The organism is Caulobacter segnis, from assembly GCF_029543125.1.
GTDB classification, from domain to species: domain Bacteria; phylum Pseudomonadota; class Alphaproteobacteria; order Caulobacterales; family Caulobacteraceae; genus Caulobacter; species Caulobacter segnis_D.
In genome coordinates, this window is sequence record NZ_JARQWW010000002.1 from 337,567 (window position 1) to 355,533 (window position 17,967).

Consider the following 17,967-nt stretch of genomic DNA (forward strand, 5'->3'; position numbering starts at 1 on the left):
CTGAAGTTAGCGGCCGCTTTGTGCGTAGGGGCCGATCAGGGCGCCGACGAATCCGCCGGCGGTCTTGGTGCTGAGGATGCGGCCGTCGACGTCTTTGGCCAGGATGGTCCAGCGGCCGGGTCGGACGGCATAGGAAAAGGCGTAGGTCCCGCCCCGCGCCTCGACCTTCAGGTCGAGCGGCGCGCCGGGCGCGAGGGTCACGGGGGCGGAAGCGACGACCTGCGGCGCGGCCTTGCCGGCGCGACGCTCCAGCCTAACGACGTCGCGGCCGCCTTCGCGGGCCAGGCCGAGGAAGAAGAAATGCTCGTCGTTCTGCAAGGTCAGCAGGCCGGCCTTGTCGCCGTCGCGCTGCGGGGTGAACCGCACGGTCGTCGAGGCGGTCATGTCGGCGTGCTGTTGGCGGCGCCCCCAGAAGGACGGCTGGGCGGACAGGTCGCCGACCGCATCCGGCCGGGCGTCGAGGGCCAGGGCGCCGTCCGCCAGTCTCCACCATTGAGAAGGCGGCGTGCGGATGGTCAGCCAGTACGGCGGCAGGCGCTGACCGTCGAATTCATCGACGACTGAGAAGTCGCCGCTCGTCGGGACCTTGGGCGCGGGTTGGACCGGCAGGTTCGGACGCTTGTGGACCGCCGGGATCACCGCATCGCCGGTGAGGATCGATGGCCAACCGTCAGCGGTCCAGGTCACCGGCAGCAGGAAGGTCTCGCGGCCGGTGTTGTAGTGATCGTCCGCATAGGGCCGGGTGGCGAGGAAGATGGTCCACCATTCTCCGTCGGCCGCCTGCACGAAGTCGGCATGGCCGGCGGAGGTGATCGGGAACGGCCGGTCCTTGGGCAGATGGCGCTGGGTCAGGATCGGGTTCTGGTCCCAGGGGACGAATGGTCCATCAAGGGTGCGGGCGCGGTAGACCGTCTGGGAGTGGCCCTCGGCCGTACCGCCCTCCGCCGCGATCAGGTAGTACCAGCCGTCCCGCTTGAAGAGGTGCGGCCCCTCCGCCCAGATCGGCTTCTTGCTCAGATCCACCCCGCCGTTGACCAGCACCCGGCGCGGGCCGGTCAGCTTGAGGGCCGCCGGATCGAACTGCTGAATCCAGATGGCGCGGTGGCCTTCGTAGAGGGGCGCGCCCTCCGGCGGACCGTTGTTGACCAGCCAAACCTTGCCGTCCGCGTCGAAGAACAGGGACGGGTCGATGCCGTCGAAGTCCAGCCAGGCCGGATCGGACCAGGGGCCCGCCGGGTCCTTGGCGGTGATGATGAAGTTGCCGCCGCAATCGATGCAGGTGTTGGCGATGTAGAACAGACCGTCGTGGTGCTCGATGGCCGGGGCGAAGACCCCGCGCGAGGTGCGCAAGCCGTCGAACTTCAGCTGGCGTGGCCTGTCGATGGCGTTGGCGATCTGGGTCCAGTTCACCAGGTCGCGGCTGTGGAAGACCGGGATGCCGGGGAAGTAGGCGAAGGTCGAATTGACCAGATAGTAGTCGCCGCCGACCTGGGTGATCGACGGGTCCGGATAGAAGCCGGCGAGGATCGGATTGCGGTAGTCGTCTGGTCCCGGCTTCAGGGTCGCCGAGACGGGATCCGAGCCGGCATAGGCGAAGCGCTCGAACCGCGCTTCGGCCGCCTGAGCCGCGGAGACCACAACCGCCGCGGCGGCGGCCAGGATGAGGGTCCGCCTCAACCCCATGGCGTGCGTTCCGGCGCGGCGCGCAAGGCGGCGGCGATCGCCTCGCGCAGGGGCTTGGCCTGATAATCCGCGCCATAGGGTGACGGGCGCTTGGGTAGGTTGTCCGGGCGCGGGGTCGTGCCCTGCAGCCACGAATACTGATCGGTCATGCCCCAGGCCAGGACCTCCTTGGTCTGGGGGTAGCTGAGCATCAGGTCGAGGAAGGCCTTGGCCTCGTCCGCCACGGCCCGGTCGCGGGACGGGAGGTCGGCCGGCAGGGCCTTGTCGTTGATGTCGAGCTCGGTGAGGGACAGGTCGTAGCCCATGCCCACCGCCTCATCGATGAAGCGCCGCCACTCGCGCTCCTGCCGGGCGCCGGAGCCGGTGACCTGGTCCCCCTGGCCGACGCCGAGGTGGCTTTGGATGCCGAGCACATCCACCGGGGCGCCGTTCTTCTTCAGCCGCTCCAGCAGGCGCAGGACGCCGTCGCGGTGTTTGGCGTCGCTGGCGTTCCAGCCCATGTAGTCGTTGTAGGCCAGCTTGGCGTTTGGCGCGGCCTCGCGCGCCAGATGGAAAGAGGTCTCCAGAACGCCCTGACCCATGGCCTTGGACAGCGAGGTCTCGCGCAGCTCGCCGGTCTTGTCGTTGATGGTCTCGTTGACCACGTCCCACGACTGGATCTGCGGATAGCGGGCGCAGAGGTGGCGGATGTGCTGGCTGAGCATCGCCTCGGCCTTCGCCGCCGGACGGGAGCCGAAGTCGTAGTCGTTGAGCCAGGCGGGGAACCAGCGCGGGTGATGCCACAGCAGGGTGTGGCCCCGCAGGATCATGCCGTTGCCACGGGCGAAGGCGGCCAGGGCGTCGGCGCGACCGAAGGCGAAGGTCTTGTCGTCCGGCCGCAGGACGTACCACTTCAGCTCGTTCTCCGGGACGATCATGCCGCATTCGCGGATGATGATCTCGCGATAGCGCGCGTCCTCGAACGGCTTGCCCGTGCCCAGGGCCGTGCCGAAATTGAGGCCCTTGGCCTTGGCCAGCGCGGAAAGCGAGGGCTCCTGCGCGGGAGCGGGCGAGGCGAAGCCGGCCGCAAACCCAGCGGCGGTCAGGCTCAGGCAGGCGCGACGCGTCAGCATCCGAGGCTTCCTCTTCCCTGTCGCGCCGCCGGCCTTTGGCCTTGGCGGTGCGGCGTTTCCCATTTCACCCTTGTTTATCGGCGGGCGTTGTCAGACGTTGTGAACTACATGGTCAGACCAATCAAGGTCTTTGGTACCGGTAACGCAGAATGCCGCGTGAGACGGCGATAGGCGAGGAAAAGGTTCATGAAGGCGCTCAAGGCCCTGCGCTGGTGGATGATCGGACTGATCATGCTGGGCGCCATCGTCAACTATCTGACCCGGGCGACCCTGGGCGTTGCTGCGCCGACAGTGCTGGGCGAGCTGGACATCACCACCAAGGAATACGGCTGGATCACCGCCGCCTTCCAGCTGGGCATCATGCTGCAGCCGGTGTGCGGCTATGTGCTGGACGTGATCGGGCTGAAGACCGGCTTCGCCCTGTTCGCCACGGCCTGGTCGCTGATCACCATGGCCCACGGCCTGGCCAACAACTGGCCGATGCTGGCGGGGCTGCGCGGCCTGCTGGGCCTGGCCGAGGGCTCGGCCAATCCCGCCGGGATGAAGGCGGTGGCGGAGTGGTTTCCCGCCAAGGAGCGCGGCATGGCGGGGGGCGTCTACAACATCGGCGCCTCGGTGGGCTCCATGCTGGCGCCGCCGCTGGTGGCCTGGGCGATCCTGAGCTGGAACTGGCGCGCGGCCTTTGTGGTCACCGGCATGTTGGGCCTGGTCTGGGTGGCCCTGTGGCTGAAGTTCTACCAGCCGCCGGCCAAGCATCCGCGTCTGTCGGATGACGAACGCGACTACATCGCCGCCGGGCAGGAGCAGCATCTGGGCGCGGCAAAAAGCAAGCCGTCCCTGGTCCACATCCTGAAGCAGCGCAATTTCTGGGGCATCGCCCTGCCCCGTTTCCTGGCCGATCCGGTATGGGGAACCCTGGCCTTCTGGGCGCCGCTGTATCTGGCCACGGCGCGGGGCTTTGATCTGAAGCAGATCGCCCTGTTCGCCTGGCTGCCCTTTGTGGCGGCGGACCTGGGCTGCCTGTTCGGGCCCACGGTCGCCCTGTTCCTGCAACGGCGCGGCGTCAGCCTCATCAACGCCCGGCGCGGCGCCTTCACGGTGGGGGCGGTGCTGATGACCGGCATGGCCTTTGTCGGCCAGGTGGAGAGCGCCTATGCCGCCATCGCCCTGCTGTGCCTGGGCGGGTTCGCGCACCAGACCCTGTCGGTGACGGTGATCACCATGTCGTCCGACCTGTTCCGCAAGAGCGAGGTGGCGACGGTGGCGGGCATGGCCGGGACGTTCGGAAACTTCGGCGTGCTGATCTTCTCGCTGCTGATCGGAGGGCTGGTGGCCACCATTGGCTACGACCCCTTCTTCATCGCCCTGGGCGTGCTCGACCTGGTGGGCGCTCTGCTGCTGTGGACCCTGGTCCGCGATCCGGCCGGGCGCGCACCAAAGTCCGCCGCCGTTCCCCCGCCCCTCACCGTCTGAGCGTTCCCGTGATCCGCAATCCGATCCTGCCGGGGTTCAATCCCGACCCGTCCATCGTCCGCGTGGGCGAGGACTATTACATCGCCACCTCCACCTTCGAGTGGTTCCCGGGGGTGCAGATCCACCACTCGCGGGACCTGGTGAACTGGCGGCTGATCAAACGGCCGCTGGAGCGGGCCAGCCAGCTGAACATGCTGGGCGCGCCGGACAGCTGCGGGGTGTGGGCGCCGTGCCTGAGCCATGCCGACGGCCTGTTCCACCTGATCTATACGGACGTGAAGCGGTACGGGCGGACGACCACGGCGGGGGCTTCGGGCGCGTCGCTACGGGATTTCCACAACTACCTCGTCACCTCGCCGTCCATCGAGGGGCCGTGGTCGGATCCGGTCTATCTGAACAGCAGCGGCTTCGACCCGTCGCTGTTCCACGATGACGACGGCCGCAAATGGCTGGTCAACATGCTGTGGGATCACCGGCCGGGGAAGAACCGCTTCGCCGGCATCGTGGCCCAGGAATACTCGCCGGCCGAGCGGCGGCTGGTGGGCGAGCGTCAGGTCATCTTCGAGGGCACGCCGCTGGGCCTGACCGAGGCGCCGCACATCTACAGGCGCGACGGCTGGTACTATCTGCTGACCGCCGAGGGCGGGACGGGCTGGAATCACGCGGTGACCATGGCCCGGTCGCGGAACCTGCCGGGCCCGTATGAGCTGCACCCCGACACCTACATCCTGTCCTCGCGCCTGCGGCCGGATGCGCCGCTGCAGCGGGCGGGTCATGCGGACCTGGTGGAGACGCCGGGGGGCGAGACCTGGATGGTCTATCTGTGCGGGCGGCCCCTGCCCAATCGCGGACGCTGCGTGCTGGGCCGCGAGACGGCGATCCAGAAGATGGTCTGGGGTGAGGACGGCTGGCTGCGGACCACCGACGGCGACGGCATGCCGGAGCTGAATCCGCCCGCGCCCGACCTGCCGCCGCATCCGTTCCCGCCGACGCCGGTGCGCGCGACCTTCGACAGCGGCCTGTCCATCGACTTCCAATGGCTGCGCTCGCCGTTTCCGGAGGAGCTGTTCAGCACCACGGCGCGGCCCGGCTGGCTGCGGCTGTTCGGACGGGAGACCATCGGCAGCCAATTCCGCCAGGCCCTGGTCGCCCGGCGGCAGCAGGCGCACTGCTATTCGGCGACGACCTTGGTCGATTTCGAGCCCGCCCACTTTCAGCAGGCGGCGGGGCTGGTCTGCTATTACGGCGGGACCAAGCTCCACTACCTGCATGTCAGTCACGACGAGGCGGCGGGCAAGCATCTGCGGGTGATGTCGGCCCTGCCGGACTCGCCCCAAGCCGACGCCTTCACACCGCCGGTCCCGCTGCCGGCGGGACCGGTGCATCTGCGGGTCGAGGTGGATTTCGAACGGCTGCGGTTCGGGTGGAGCCTGGACGGCGAGACCTGGGATTGGCTGCCCCAGGCGTTCGACGCCTCCATCCTGTCGGACGAGGCGACGGCGCCCGGCCTGCCCAACTTCACCGGCGCCTTCGTGGGCATGGCCTGCCAGGACATGAGCGGCATGGGGCGCCCCGCCGACTTCGCCTGGTTCGATTATGAGGAGCGCGACTACCGTCCCTGAGGACTTGCCTTCCCGCGCGCGACAGTCGACCAGTGAGGCATCGCCAGGCAGGAAAAGTTCATGGGGCCGTTCTACGCCGTTCTGGGCAACAACCTGGTGGCCAACATCGTCAACTTCACGGTGTGGTTCGCCCTGACCTTCTGGGTTTACCTGGAGACGCGGTCGGTCTTCGCCACCGGCATGATCGCAGGCGTCTATCTGGTGATGACGGCGGCCTCGGGCATCTGGTTCGGCAGCCTGGTGGACCACCACAAGAAGAAGACCGCGATGCTGGGATCAAGCCTGGCGTCGCTGGCCCTCTACATCCTGTCGCTGGCGGTCTGCCTGCTGGCGCCGGCGGAGCAGCTGAAACGGATCGACGGCCCCCTGCTGTGGGCGTTCATCGTGCTGGTGATGATCGGGGTGATCGCCGGCAATGTGCGCGGAATCGCCCTGCCGACCCTGGTCACGGCTTTGGTGCCGGAAGATAGACGCGACAAGGCCAACGGCTTGGTGGGCATGGTCACGGGCATCGGCTTCCTGACCACCTCGGTGATCAGCGGCTTTCTGGTGGCGCGCGGCGGCATGGCGGCGGCGCTGGCCTGCGCCATCGTCCTGACCGTGGTCGTGATGGCCCACCTGATCTCGGTGCCGCTGCAGGAGCCCGAACCGACGACGCCCGCGCCTGAAGACGCAAAGCCTGCCGGGCGCGTGGACCTGATGGGCACGATCAAGGTGGTGGGCGCGGTGCCCGGCCTGTTCGCCCTGATCTTCTTCGCCGCCATGAACAACCTGCTGGGCGGCGTCTATATGGCGCTGATGGACGCCTATGGCCTGTCGCTGATGCGGGTCGAGGCCTGGGGCGTGCTCTGGGCGGTGGTGTCCTGCGCCTTCATCCTCAGCGGCGTGCTGATCGCCCGCACCGGCCTGGGCCAGAACCCGCTGCGCACCCTGTTGGTGGTCAACCTGATCGCCTGGGCGGTAGCCGCCGTGTTCACCGTGCAGTCGTCCATCCCTTTGCTGGCGGGCGGCTGTTTCATCTGGATGTTCCTCGGCCCCTACGCCGAGGCGGCGGAGCACACCACGCTGCAGAAGGTGGTGCCGTTTGAGCGCCAGGGCCGGGTGTTCGGCTTCGCCCAGTCCATCGAGCAGGCGGCCTCGCCCGTCACGGCCTTCCTGATCGGGCCGCTGACCCAATTCGTCTTCGTCCCGCTGATGACCACCGGCGCGGGCGCGGACGCCATCGGCGACTGGTTCGGGCGCGGCCCTGAGCGGGGCATCGCCATCGTCTTCACCCTCGGCGGGCTATTGGGGGTGGTGATGACGATCCTGGCGTTCAACTCGAAGGCCTATCGTCAGCTATCGACGCGCTACGCGGCGGCGCCGGCCTGAACGATGCTGCCGGCCGCAGCTCCCTAGGGAAAGAGCTGTCGGCCGGCGCCGTTCGGATGTGCTCTAGCAGGTCCGGAGCGACGAGAAGCTATGTGCGCCTATCAGCGGTTGAACGCCATCTGGTAGAAATACGGGCCGGTCAGCCGTTGACGGGAACGATCCTGATCTCCAGCGCAGCGCCGCCGGCGGCGATCTCGAGCAGGCGGTCGACATTGGGGTGCGCGCCCGGACGTTGGCGGGCGTCGGCCGTGTGCTCGGCGAACACCGCCAAGCCATGCTCGGCCGCCGCCGCATCCAGCTTGCCGAAGGCACTGCCCAGATGCTGATAGACCGCCACCGAGCCCTTCTTGCCCGGCTGGTTCTCGATGCTGGCGACCACGGTCCCGGCGGCGTCCACAAGGTCGATGCGCGCCACGCCGTCGATGCCCGGCAACTGTTGCAGGTTCTCAGCGAAGGTCGCGGTCGGTGTGATCATCGTCGGCATTTTTCTAACTCTTTGGATCTTCGCGGGCGGACGCTTAGCAGTCTCAGTCCGGTGCGGCCATACGCGCGCTAGGCGAACCGGCTCTGGAGCCATTCGACGCCGAAGGCGCAGATCGAGGCGGCGTCGACCAGCACGGCCTCGGCCGCGCCCACCGCGCCCACCGCACCTTGGCCGCCGTCGAGGAAATTGCGCACGATCCGGGCGAAATAGTCCTCGGCCAGGCCCCCGACGACGGGGTCGCTGGTGTCGAACTCCTCGACCATCCGCCAATGGACTTCGCCCTCCACCGCGAACGGGACCTCAATGCGGCGCACGCGCTTGCCCGGGATGCGCGCCAGGTGCTCGGCGTGATGCAGGAGGGTCAGGGTGTCGAGCGGCGCACCGACCATCAGGACCTTGCCGCCCGCCTCCACCAGCTTGGCGAAGGGCGAGCCCTCGCCATAGCCGTAGTCGAGCGGGTGATCGGCGGTGAGCCATGCGGCCCGGGCGCCGATCGCGGCGACCGAGGCCCCGGGATTGCCGCTGCGAAGAGCACCGGGTGTGGTGCGGACGAATTCGGCCAGGACGCCGTTCTCGCGGATCGCCCGCGAGGTTGCGGGATCGAAAGGCGGCACGTGGTCGCGCCAGGCCGGCGGCACGCGCCCCTCGGCATCGACCAGCTCATCGTAGGCGCCGTCCCAGTCCACATAGGCCATGACCGTCCCGTCCGGCCCCACGGCGTCGCGCAGGGCGCCCACCAGGGCGTCGGGGCCGTGCAACAGGCGGCCGACCTTGCTCATGGCGGCATGGACCATGACGAGATCACCGGCCCGCAAGCCCATGGCGTGGAGATCGTCGCGCAGGCGCGCGCGCGTTATGAACTGCGTGGACATCGGGCGATAGCGCTCGGCGTTTGGGCTGACGTCAAGCCGTCAGAGCCATCCGTAGATAAGGCGCGGAATGTAGAAGCGGCGCTTGTTGAGAATGGCGCCGGCCACGTCGGCGCCGGCGGCGTCCAGCTTGTCGAGCAGGTTGCGCACCACGGCGGCGCGGGTCTGCTCGGCCTCGATCACCACGGCGGTCAGGTCCGCCAAGCCGCTGAGGGTGACGCCGAGATAGGACTGCTGCAGGGCCGGGGCGGCCATGACCACCAGGTCGAAACTGTTGCGGGCGGCGACGATGGCGTTGGACAGGCGGTCTTCCGATAGGTCCAGCCCGCGGGTCGAGGCCACATAGAGGCGGCTGGTCCCCACCCGCATGACGCCGCCGGCCGCGTCGGTGGCGGCCAGGGTGGCGCCCTGCGAGCGCAGATGGCCGACGACGCCGCCGTTCTCCGGCTCCACGTCCAGCAGCAGGACCCGCTGCTTGCGCTGGGCGGCGGCGATGGCGAAGTCCAGGGCCAGGCTGGCGGTCCCCTCGCCGGCGTTGGCGGCGATGAACTGCACCAGGGCGTGACGCTCGCGGCCCACGGTGGCCAGGATGCGCATGAGGAAGGCGCTGTCGTCGTGGCTGAGGAAGACCGGGCGTAGTTGGTCGAGACGAACGTGGGGCGGCGTCTGGCCGTCGAGGGCCGGCGGGGCGGCCAGGGTCGGCAGCTCCAGCTTGGCCTCCACGTCGGAGGGCGAGATCATCACCTGCGAGAAGGTGGCGGCGATGACGATGCCGGCCGCGGCGCTGACCACGCCGAGCAAGACGCCGATGGCGAGGATGGTCAGACGGCCGCTGTGCCCGCTGGGGAGAGCCTCCGGCGCCTGGATCATCCGGACGTTGGCGCGCGAGCGGGAGAAGACGCTTTCCAGGCGCGCGTCCTCGGCCCGCTTGGAGACATCCTGGTAGGCCGCCTCGACCACGCTGCGGTTACGCAGCATCTCACGCCAGACGGGGCCGACGCTCACCAGTTCATCGAGGCGGGTCTGCGCCTCGGCGAGGCTGCGCTCCAGCCGCTGGCGGCCGACGGACAGGCCGGCGGCCTCGCTCTCATTGGTGGCGAGGGCGGCGTCGAACTGCTGGCGAAGGGGGTTCACGCCCCGGCGGATGGTCTCCACCTGCTGCTTGGGCGCGGCGGCGATGGCGGCCTGGACGGTGGCGATCTGGGCGTCCAGCTCCTTGATGAGCGGGTAGCCGTCCTTGAACTTGGCGGCGGCCTGGCGACGCTGCTCCTGAAGGCGCAGCAAGGTCAGGTTGAGATCCTGGTTGGCCAGGGAGGGACCGACGTCGGTCTGCAGCTCGATGTCCTGCGGCGCCGCGCCGCTCTTGCCGCGATACTGGCGCGTGCGGGCCTGGGCCGACGCGATCTGCTGGTCGAACTGCTGGATCTGCGCGGTCAGGCTGGCCTTCTGCGTCTGGGCGTCGACCAGATCCTGCGTGTAGTCGGACAGATTATGTTCGCCCGAGAAGCGCGTGATCCGGCCTTCGATCTCGTCCAGGCGGCGGCGCAGATCGTCCCGCTGGCCGACGACGGCGTTGATATCGGCCTGGGAGAAGACCTCCAGGCGGCGCTCGCGATAGAGATCCAGCAACTTGGCCAGCACCTCGGCGGCGACGCGGGGATCGCCGTTTCGCAGGGAGACCTCGACCACGTTGGACTGCGGCACGGCGGTGACGGCCAGATCGCGGCCCAGTTGCTCGGTCGCCTGCTCGATCGCCTTGGGCGTCGGGGCGCTGCCCGGATAGATGCGGGCGATCCCCACCTCCTGCACGGTCCTCTGCCGCAGTTCGCGCGACTGCAGAATCTCCATCTCGGCATTGACGATCTGGGCGCGGTCGAAGCTGAGGCGGTTGGCGTCGCCGGCCACGCCGCTGCGGAAGGAGTATTCGCTGCCCAGCAGGATCAGCAGGCGCGACTGGGCGGTGTAGACCGGCTTGGCCAGCACCGCCGCCACCAGAGCCAGCAGCACTGGGACCACGAAGGCGATGATGGCGATGCGCTTGTAGTAGAAGACAGGCGTGAGGAAGTCGCGCGCGGTCAGGGACACGCGCGCCCGTCTGGGCGGCGCCGCCGAAATCGGCGGGTCACTCTCCAACGCCACGCTGCTCATGGCTGCGCCGTGTCGTCTCCAAAACCACCGCGCGCACATGCGCGGCCTCGTCCAAAAGGCATGCGCCGATATGCTTAACGAAGCCTGATTTTTTAGGGGTTTAGTCAGGCGTCCATGGTGGAATGGACGTCTTGTCGCTATGCCGCGAGACGGAACCCGCGCCGCGGCGCAACGGGAGGATGAACAGTGCGAAGCCTGCGATTTGGCGTGGTCTCGACCCTCTGCATGGCGGCGGCCCTTGTGGTTGGCTGCGCCTCCGGGCCGAAACCCCTGACCAGGGCGGAGAACCGTGCAGCCTTCGCGGAATGGAACGACGCTGACTATCGCTACCGCGTGGGCGCGGGCGATGAGCTGAGCCTGAATTTCCTGGTCAATCCCGAGCTGAACGCCCGTCTTGTGGTCGGCCCGGATGGACGCGTCCTTTTGCCTCTGGCCGGTCCGCTGAAGGTTTCGGGCCTGACTTCGGAAGAGGTGAACACGGCCCTGGCGCGTTCCTATGGCGCGGTGCTGCGCAATCCGCAGGTGGAGGCGCTGGTCACCAGCTACGGCTCGTCGCAGATCTATATCGGGGGCGAGGTGCGTCTGCCCGGCGTGCATCAGGTCAAGGGCGACCTGAACGCAGCCCAGGCGGTGATGCTGGCGGGCGGCTTCCAGGACACCGCGCGCACCGGCAAGGTCGTGGTCTTGCGTCAGCGCGTCGGCGACCGCCGCCTGGCCATGCGGGTGGTGGACGTGGCCGACATGCTGAGCACGGCCGACAACAGCCAGAACTTCCCGCTCCTGCCTGGCGACCTGGTGTTCGTGCCGCGCAGCCGCATCGCGGAGGTCGATCTGTTCGTGGCCCAGTACATCACCGGGGTCCTGCCGTTCAGCCGCAACTTCAACGTCAACCGCGGCGACGGCGTCGTGAATTGATGGCCCTATGCGCCGCTACCTGACCTCCGCCGTCGAACAGGGCCTGTTCTCGATCCTGAACCTCGGGGTCAATCTCGTCCTGATCCGGCTGGTGGCGCCGCAGGACTATGGGGTCTTCGTGTTCTGGGGAGCCCTCGGCTACGTCCTGGCCAGCGTGCAGAACGCGGTGAGCATTTGTCATCTGCAGGTCACGCCGTTCGGGCCGGGCTTCGAGGAGACGCGCGGCCGGATCGAGACGATCATGGCCGGGGTGAACCTGGTCTTCCTGGCGGCGGTGTGCCTTATCGCCCTGGGCGGGGTCGTGGTGCTGAAGGGGCTGGGCGCCAGCCTCGGCGTCTGGGCCGGGCCCGTCTATCTGATCGCCTTCCTGGCCCAGCAGTACGGGCGCGCTCTTCGCTTTTCACGCCGGGACGCCACGGGCGCCACGGTGCGCACAGCCGCAGTCCTGGCCCTGGCGGCCGCCGGGCTGACGACGGCGGCCATAGGGGCCGGCGACAACGGATTGAGCGCGGACAAGGCTCTTATCCTCCTGGCGGCCGCCTATGGCCTGGTGGCGCTGTGGGGCGTCTGGAGCCCCGGCGCGCTGTCGGCGGTGAAGGGCCTGGCCGCGTCGCTGCGCGCCTATCCGCCCTATGCGCGACAGAGCGGCTGGATTTTCCTGGGCGCGGCGAGCACCGAGGTGCTGGCGCGGTTCTATGTGTTCGCCGTGGCGGGCACGGCCGGAGCGGTCGCCCTGGCCACCCTGTCGGCGACGCAGCTTCTGCTGCGCCCGCCGGCGCTGCTGGCGTCATCCTGGGCCATGGCGGCGCGGCCGGACCTGGTGGCGCGGCGGGAGGCGGGCGACGCTGGCGGCCTGGTGCGGCAGCTGGCCCTGGCGGCCGGCGGCGGCCTGCTGTTGACGGCGCTCTGGACCGCCGGGGTGGCGGCCGCCTGGCCGTTGGTCACCGACCATGTCTTCGGCGGCAAGTATGCGGGTGAGACGGCGCTGGTCGTGCTGTGGGGCGTGTGCGCCGCCACGACCTTCGTCCAGGTGGTGATCAACACGGGCCTGCAGTCGATCAAGGCCTTCAAGGTCCTGGCCCTGGCCAACGCCGGAGCGTCGTTGATCGCCATGGGCGCGATCCTGGCCGGGCTGAAGCTGGCGGGGCCGCCGGGCGCGGTGCTGGGCACCGTCATCGGTCAGGCGGCCGAGGCGGCGGCCATGGCGATCTTGCTCATCGTCCTTCTAAGGCGTGGTCACGGGACTGCGCCTCGATAAGCACGCCCGCGAGCAGCACCAGAAAGCCGAACAGCGAGTTGGCCGTGAAATAGCTGCTCTCCATGAAATTGTGGACGAAGACCGCCACGACGAACACCGCCAGGAACAGCGGCAGGGCCTCTCCCGGGCGGGCGAAGCGCACCAGGGTCCAGGCCTTGGCGATCCAGCGGAACAGCAGCATCACCCCGCCCGCCAGACCGATGATCCCCGTGGTCACCATCAGGTCGATATAGCCGTTGTGCGAACCGTTGGTGGCGGCGTCGGGCTGGGCGAACCACAGGTCGGCCTTGAGGCTCGGCTGGAGGCGCGGATCAATGTCCCAGAAGGATCCGAAACCCAAGCCGCGCCAGGGATGAGCCGCGAACTCGCCCAAGGCGAACTTCCAAACGTCCGTGCGCATGGTGAAGGTCACGGTGCGGAACGGTCCCAGGGGATCGGCGCCCATGGCGAGGTTCACGGCCGTCCAGGTGAACACCGCGCCCAGCAGGATGGTGAAGCCCGCGAGGGCCGCCGACCACATGACGCCGACGCGTCCCCGTGACAGGAAGACCAGCACCGGGGCCGCCGCCAACACCCCCGCCAGGATGATCATGCTGGTCTTGGACAGGCTGGCCACGAGCAACAGGATCGAAAGCGCAGCGAGGCCTCCCCACAGGATGCGGCCCTTGGCCCGCGTCTGAACGAGAGTCTGGGTCCCGCAGGCCAGCGTCGAGAAAAGGGCCACCGCCCCAAGGGTGTTCTTGTGGGAATGGATCGCCGCGAGGCCGATCTCGGTCATGGACAGGCCCGGCGCGACGGCCCAGGAGACCGCGTCAACGATCATCACGAACCCGCCGGTCCCAGCCATCAGGGTCAAGACCCGGCGCCGGTCGCTGATCCCCACCGCGAGGGCGATGCAGATGATCAGTCCGACGGCATAGAGAATGAAGCGCCGGTCGGAAGCGGCGGGGTCGAGCGCCCATGTGGTGGTCAGGCCGAACCACACGAAGACGGCGATCACCGGCCAGGCCCCGAGCACGACGTCGATCGCACGTCGCCAACGCAACAGAAGGATCGGGCCGCTGAGCGCCATCAATCCCAGCCAGGCGTAGCGGTTCACCGGCGACAGCTCGGTGCCTCCAGTGGCCTCGTCGATGTTGAGGCCGCGGGAATAGGGCGAAGCGCCGATCAGGACATAGAGCAGGGTCAGGACCAGGACGACGTCGGCCAGCCGCTCCAGCGCACGGGCGATCCACGCCTCTCTGCGCAGGCGGCGTTCGACGAGATTGTCCCGCCAGACACCCGCAGCGATCCTGCCGCCGAGTTCAGACATGCCCGATCTCAGACAGGAGGGGCTCAGACAGGAGGGGCTCAGGCATGAGAAGGCCTGAGCAGCCCCAGCCGCAGGCGGACCGCGTCGCGCAGCGCAAGGCCCAGGCCGAACATGCCGCGCACCAGGTAGCGCTTCCACAGCCGCTTCGGTTCGGTGGCGAGGCGATAGAGCCAGACCAGGCCGGAGTGCTCCATCCAGTCGGGCGCCGGGTTTGACGCGCCGGTCAGGACGGTGAGCGAACTGCCGATGCACAGGGCCAGACCGGTGGCCCGACCGTCGGCGGACAGGCGCTGGCAGAACTTTTCCGACTGGGGCGGTCCCATGGCGACGAAGATGAAGCGCGCCGGATTGGCGGCGACGAAGTCGATGGCGTCGGCCACGGCCTCGGGCTTGTCGATGAAGCCCATGGGCGGGATGTGCTGCTTCAGATTGGTCAGGCCGTACCGGGCGCGCAGCTCGACGATCATTGGCTCGGTGCCGCCGATGACGGTCATCGGAGTGTCCGGCTTGATGACCTCGTCGAACAGGGTGCGGACCACGTAGGCTCCTGGCGCGAAGTGCAGCTGGAGCCCGCCCAGCAGGGCGGCGCGGCCAAGGATGCGGCTGTCGTTGGTGCTGACGAAGCAGGCGTCGCCGCAGGCGGCGAACTCAGGATCCTTGCGACGCAGGAAGGCGTGCTCGGCGTTCGGCGTGACGAAGGCCGACAGCGGCGCGCAGGCCGGGCGGTCGGCCAGGGCGCGGACGGACTGCTCCACCGTCATCGGCGTGAAACGAAGACCGGCGAAACGGACGGACGGAAACGGCTCGGACAATGTTTTCCCGCGGGCTTAAGGCTTTCGAGACGGCTGCGACCATATTCGCGGCGCGGCGGTCAACCGTGTTGTGCTTAAAGCCTAGCTAATATGAGTCACTCTCTGGAACCCTTGGTCTTCGCCGGCGGACGCGACGTGAGGCCGCAACTGGCGGTCAAGCGCGCCATCGACATCGTGATTTCGGCGGCCGGCATGCTGTTCCTGTCACCTGCCCTGATCGTCATCATGCTGGGCGTGGCCCTGACCTCGCGCGGCGGGGTCTTCTACACCTGCCACTGGGTCGGCAAGGGCGGGCGGCGGTTCGACGGTTACAAGTTCCGCACCATGGTCGCCGACGCGGACGCCCAGGAGGCGGCCCTTCAGCACCTGAACGAGATGGAAGGCCCGGCCTTCAAGCTGACCAACGATCCGCGGATCACGCCCATCGGCCGCTTCCTGCGCAAGTACAGCCTGGATGAGCTGCCGCAGCTGTGGAGCGTTCTGAAGGGCGACCTGTCCCTGGTCGGGCCGCGTCCGCCGCGCGTGCACGAGTACGAGCAGTTCACCGACTTCCAGCGCCAGAAGCTGACCGTCCAGCCGGGCATCACCTGCCTGTGGCAGGTCGAGGGGCGGCACCGCATCAACAACTACGACGACTGGGTCGAACGCGACCTGGAGTACATCCGCACCTGGTCGCTGGGACTGGATCTGATGATCCTGGTGAAGACGGCCGGCGTGGTGATCAAGGGCACGGGCATATGAGCATCGACATCAGTGTCGTGGTGTTGAGCTACGACCGCGTCCACCTGCTGGAGCGGACGCTCAACGCCCTGTTCGCCAGCCCGGCGGGCGCGTCCTACGAGCTGGTGGTGGTGGACAATCATCCCGATCAACTGGCCCGGGGACTGGTGGAAGGACTGGCGCGCACGGCGCCCGCGCCGGTGACCTATCTGGCCGACGCGCGGCGCAACGTGTCCATCGTCCGCAACCTGGGCATCAAGGCGTCCAAGGGGCGCTATGTGGCCTTCGTGGATGACGACGAGGCGCCGCAACCGGGTTGGATCGACGCCCTGACCGAGTGCCTTGACCGCACCGGCGCCGACGCCTGTTTCGGCCCCAAGCGGCCGGAGTTCGAGAGCGGCCGCCCGCCCGAATGGGACCCGGAAGGCTGGCGCTACACCCTCGACTTTCGGATGGCGAAGGACGAGCCGATCCACATGTTCGGCCGCCTGCGCAAGAAGGGCAAAGGCCTGGGCAGCGGCAACTCCGCCTATCGCGTCGCGACCTGCATGGAGGGCGCCGAGCCCTTCGACGTGTCCTATGGCGACGCCAACGGCGAGGACACCCAGTTCCTGTTCCGTCTGGCCCTGGAGGGCAAGCGCTTCGTCTGGACGCCGGACGCCGTGGTGGTCGAGTTCATCGAGACCGACCGCACCAAGCCCGACTACATGATCACCCGCATGAAGCGGGGCTCGCAGCACTATGCGGCGTCCCGCATCGGCACCAGTGACAGCAAGGCCTGGACGCGGGTGAAGGTCAGCTTCCTGGGCCTGGCCCAGTTCATGGTCCATCTGGGCCTGTTCGTGGTCTCGGGCGAGTTCGCCCGCCGCGACCGCATCGACAACCGCATCGGGATGGCCAAGGGGCTGGGCAAGCTGACCTGGCGCGCGCCCATCGGCTTCATCGACGAGAAGGCTGTCTAGGCGGCCAAGGACGGCTCCTTGATGTAGCCCACCTGACGGGTGGTCAGCTTGCCGACGCCGTTGGCGATCAGCAGACGGCCGCGCAGCCGGCGCTCCGATCCGAACTCGAACCCGGCCACGGCCAGCGCCGTTCCGGCCGCCACCTGCAACAGGCCCTTCAGTCGAAGAATGGCGGCCGCGCGGGCGGGCCTGGGCGCGTGGGCGACGTAGATGTTGAAGTAGTGCTGCGCCTCGCGCTTGGCGCGGATCAGGCGGTAGGCGGCGAGCGTCCGGTGCGGCGGCACCGTCTCCACCACCCGCGCCTGGGGCGCCCAGACGATGCGGCGGCCCTGCTTGTAGAGGCGGACCATGAGTTCCGCGTCCTCGCCGCCCGCGTCGCCGAAGGCCTCGTCGAAGGCGTGTCGATCGGGGAAGCAGGTCGCCATCTTGAACAGCGAATTGCCGGTGCCCAGGCCGTGCAGCGGCTTGCCGTCCGCGCGCATGAGCTCGACCAGCGCGCCGGGCGCCAGGTTCAGGCGGCGGACGAAGGAGTCGCCCGCCGGATCGAAGGCAGGGGCGTTCTCGGCGAAGACCGCCGCCCGCAGACCCACCGCGATATCCGCGTCGGCGGCGCGCAGAGCGCCCACAAGCTGGTCGGTCCAATCGGGATCGGCGATCTCGTCGTCGTCGATGAAGGCGAGCATGGCGCCGCGCGCGGCGGCGATGCCGGCGTTGCGCAGGGCCGACATGTTGCGGGTCAGGTCAGCCTGCCAGCGGATCGGCAAGGCGGCGTCCTTCGACATCTCCCGCGCCGTCGCCAGGCCGGCGGCGTCGGGATGATTGTCGGTGACCAGAATCTCGATTTTCAGACCCAGGGCGTTCCGCTGAGCCAGGCAGGAACGCAGGGTCTGCGCCAGAAGTTGCGGCCGGTCGTAGGTGGCGATGGAGATGGTCAGGTCCAACGGACAGCTCCCGAAATCCGCCGAGGTTTGCGGGGGCGGCTCGATGAACGCAACCCCGGCGACGCATGGCGCCGAAATTGTGGCGCGCGACAAAACTCGAAATCTAGTTCCGGTTGCATTTTGAGCTAAGTCATGTTTGCCAAATGTAAATTAACCCACATGTAAGGTTAAATGCTTGCGCAACTTGGTCGCATGGACCAAATGGCCGCGCTCGAATATTCGCACGCCTGAAAAGCCATAACTTGGCGCGCGCGTTTCAATAGTGATTATTAGAAGAGGTCGGCA

At 68.2% G+C, this 17,967-nt stretch carries 15 protein-coding genes; 7 read left to right on the forward strand and 8 right to left on the reverse strand.

Going from position 1 to position 17,967, the window contains the following annotated elements; translation table 11 throughout:
* Positions 1 to 6: 6 nt before the first annotated feature.
* Complete coding sequence (locus tag P7B02_RS06345; RefSeq protein ID WP_277785481.1) at positions 7 to 1,683, reverse strand: glycoside hydrolase family 43 protein; 1,677 nt, start codon at positions 1,681 to 1,683, stop codon at positions 7 to 9.
* Positions 1,674 to 2,795 carry an endo-1,4-beta-xylanase gene (locus P7B02_RS06350; RefSeq protein ID WP_277785482.1) on the reverse strand — a complete coding sequence of 374 codons (1,122 nt, stop codon included), beginning with the start codon at positions 2,793 to 2,795 and terminating at the stop codon, positions 1,674 to 1,676. Before P7B02_RS06350 ends, P7B02_RS06345 begins: the two co-directional genes overlap by 10 nt.
* 186 nt (positions 2,796 to 2,981) lie before the next feature.
* Here P7B02_RS06350 and P7B02_RS06355 point away from each other — a divergent pair, with 186 nt between their 5' ends.
* From P7B02_RS06355 to P7B02_RS06365, 3 genes are read left to right on the forward strand one after another with little or no spacing between them, the layout of a single operon-like run.
* Positions 2,982 to 4,268, forward strand: a complete 1,287-nt coding sequence (locus tag P7B02_RS06355) for an MFS transporter (RefSeq protein ID WP_277785483.1) — start codon at positions 2,982 to 2,984, stop codon at positions 4,266 to 4,268.
* The gene (locus P7B02_RS06360; RefSeq protein ID WP_277785999.1) at positions 4,265 to 5,890 is read left to right on the forward strand and encodes a glycoside hydrolase family 43 protein; all 1,626 of its coding nucleotides are present in this window, start codon (positions 4,265 to 4,267) and stop codon (positions 5,888 to 5,890) included. Before P7B02_RS06355 ends, P7B02_RS06360 begins: the two co-directional genes overlap by 4 nt.
* 60 nt (positions 5,891 to 5,950) lie before the next feature.
* Positions 5,951 to 7,261 (forward strand): MFS transporter, encoded by a 1,311-nt coding sequence (locus P7B02_RS06365; RefSeq protein ID WP_277785484.1) that lies wholly within the window; start codon positions 5,951 to 5,953, stop codon positions 7,259 to 7,261.
* A gap of 139 nt (positions 7,262 to 7,400) precedes the next feature.
* On the opposite strand, the gene P7B02_RS06370 is transcribed toward P7B02_RS06365, so the two are convergent.
* From P7B02_RS06370 to P7B02_RS06380, 3 genes are all read right to left on the reverse strand, one after another.
* Positions 7,401 to 7,745, reverse strand: a complete 345-nt coding sequence (locus tag P7B02_RS06370) for a DUF2322 family protein (RefSeq protein WP_277785485.1) — start codon at positions 7,743 to 7,745, stop codon at positions 7,401 to 7,403.
* A gap of 68 nt (positions 7,746 to 7,813) precedes the next feature.
* Positions 7,814 to 8,617: an aminoglycoside 3-N-acetyltransferase gene (aac(3), locus tag P7B02_RS06375; protein ID WP_277785486.1), complete on the reverse strand. Its 804-nt coding sequence runs from the start codon at positions 8,615 to 8,617 to the stop codon at positions 7,814 to 7,816.
* Between the two features lie 39 nt (positions 8,618 to 8,656).
* Positions 8,657 to 10,699, reverse strand: coding sequence for a GumC family protein (locus tag P7B02_RS06380; protein WP_277785487.1), 2,043 nt, complete (start codon positions 10,697 to 10,699; stop codon positions 8,657 to 8,659).
* A gap of 249 nt (positions 10,700 to 10,948) precedes the next feature.
* Between P7B02_RS06380 and P7B02_RS06385 the strand changes: the two genes are divergently transcribed.
* Positions 10,949 to 11,677 (forward strand): polysaccharide biosynthesis/export family protein, encoded by a 729-nt coding sequence (locus tag P7B02_RS06385; RefSeq protein WP_277785488.1) that lies wholly within the window; start codon positions 10,949 to 10,951, stop codon positions 11,675 to 11,677.
* A 7-nt stretch (positions 11,678 to 11,684) separates the two neighbouring features.
* Positions 11,685 to 12,935 carry a hypothetical protein gene (locus P7B02_RS06390; protein WP_277785489.1) on the forward strand — a complete coding sequence of 417 codons (1,251 nt, stop codon included), beginning with the start codon at positions 11,685 to 11,687 and terminating at the stop codon, positions 12,933 to 12,935.
* Here P7B02_RS06390 and P7B02_RS06395 read toward each other — a convergent pair.
* Together P7B02_RS06395 and P7B02_RS06400 are read right to left on the reverse strand one after the other, a co-directional pair.
* A complete protein-coding gene (locus tag P7B02_RS06395; protein ID WP_277785490.1) occupies positions 12,892 to 14,247 on the reverse strand; it encodes an O-antigen ligase family protein in 1,356 nt (451 codons plus the stop codon). The two genes, P7B02_RS06390 and P7B02_RS06395, sit on opposite strands and share 44 nt — an antisense overlap.
* Before the next feature lie 38 nt (positions 14,248 to 14,285).
* Complete coding sequence (locus P7B02_RS06400) at positions 14,286 to 15,059, reverse strand: WecB/TagA/CpsF family glycosyltransferase (RefSeq protein WP_277785491.1); 774 nt, start codon at positions 15,057 to 15,059, stop codon at positions 14,286 to 14,288.
* Between the two features lie 90 nt (positions 15,060 to 15,149).
* On the opposite strand from P7B02_RS06400, the gene P7B02_RS06405 reads away from it, so the two are divergent.
* Positions 15,150 to 15,800: a sugar transferase gene (locus P7B02_RS06405; RefSeq protein WP_277785492.1), complete on the forward strand. Its 651-nt coding sequence runs from the start codon at positions 15,150 to 15,152 to the stop codon at positions 15,798 to 15,800.
* Positions 15,797 to 16,741: a glycosyltransferase family 2 protein gene (locus tag P7B02_RS06410; RefSeq protein ID WP_277785493.1), complete on the forward strand. Its 945-nt coding sequence runs from the start codon at positions 15,797 to 15,799 to the stop codon at positions 16,739 to 16,741. Before P7B02_RS06405 ends, P7B02_RS06410 begins: the two co-directional genes overlap by 4 nt.
* On the opposite strand, the gene P7B02_RS06415 is transcribed toward P7B02_RS06410, so the two are convergent.
* The gene (locus P7B02_RS06415; RefSeq protein WP_277785494.1) at positions 16,738 to 17,682 is read right to left on the reverse strand and encodes a glycosyltransferase family 2 protein; all 945 of its coding nucleotides are present in this window, start codon (positions 17,680 to 17,682) and stop codon (positions 16,738 to 16,740) included. The two genes, P7B02_RS06410 and P7B02_RS06415, sit on opposite strands and share 4 nt — an antisense overlap.
* Positions 17,683 to 17,967 lie beyond the last annotated feature (285 nt).

Bases quoted from the DNA above. Each gene is read 5' to 3' on its own strand.
- P7B02_RS06390 (WP_277785489.1), top strand. From the start codon at position 11,685: ATGCGCCGCTACCTGACCTCCGCCGTCGAACAGGGCCTGTTCTCGATC.
- P7B02_RS06365 (WP_277785484.1), top strand. From the start codon at position 5,951: ATGGGGCCGTTCTACGCCGTTCTGGGCAACAACCTGGTGGCCAACATC.
- P7B02_RS06350 (WP_277785482.1), bottom strand. From the start codon at position 2,795: ATGCTGACGCGTCGCGCCTGCCTGAGCCTGACCGCCGCTGGGTTTGCG.
- P7B02_RS06410 (WP_277785493.1), top strand. From the start codon at position 15,797: ATGAGCATCGACATCAGTGTCGTGGTGTTGAGCTACGACCGCGTCCAC.
- P7B02_RS06405 (WP_277785492.1), top strand. From the start codon at position 15,150: ATGAGTCACTCTCTGGAACCCTTGGTCTTCGCCGGCGGACGCGACGTG.
- P7B02_RS06355 (WP_277785483.1), top strand. From the start codon at position 2,982: ATGAAGGCGCTCAAGGCCCTGCGCTGGTGGATGATCGGACTGATCATG.
- P7B02_RS06345 (WP_277785481.1), bottom strand. From the start codon at position 1,683: ATGGGGTTGAGGCGGACCCTCATCCTGGCCGCCGCCGCGGCGGTTGTG.
- P7B02_RS06370 (WP_277785485.1), bottom strand. From the start codon at position 7,745: ATGCCGACGATGATCACACCGACCGCGACCTTCGCTGAGAACCTGCAA.
- P7B02_RS06395 (WP_277785490.1), bottom strand. From the start codon at position 14,247: ATGTCTGAACTCGGCGGCAGGATCGCTGCGGGTGTCTGGCGGGACAAT.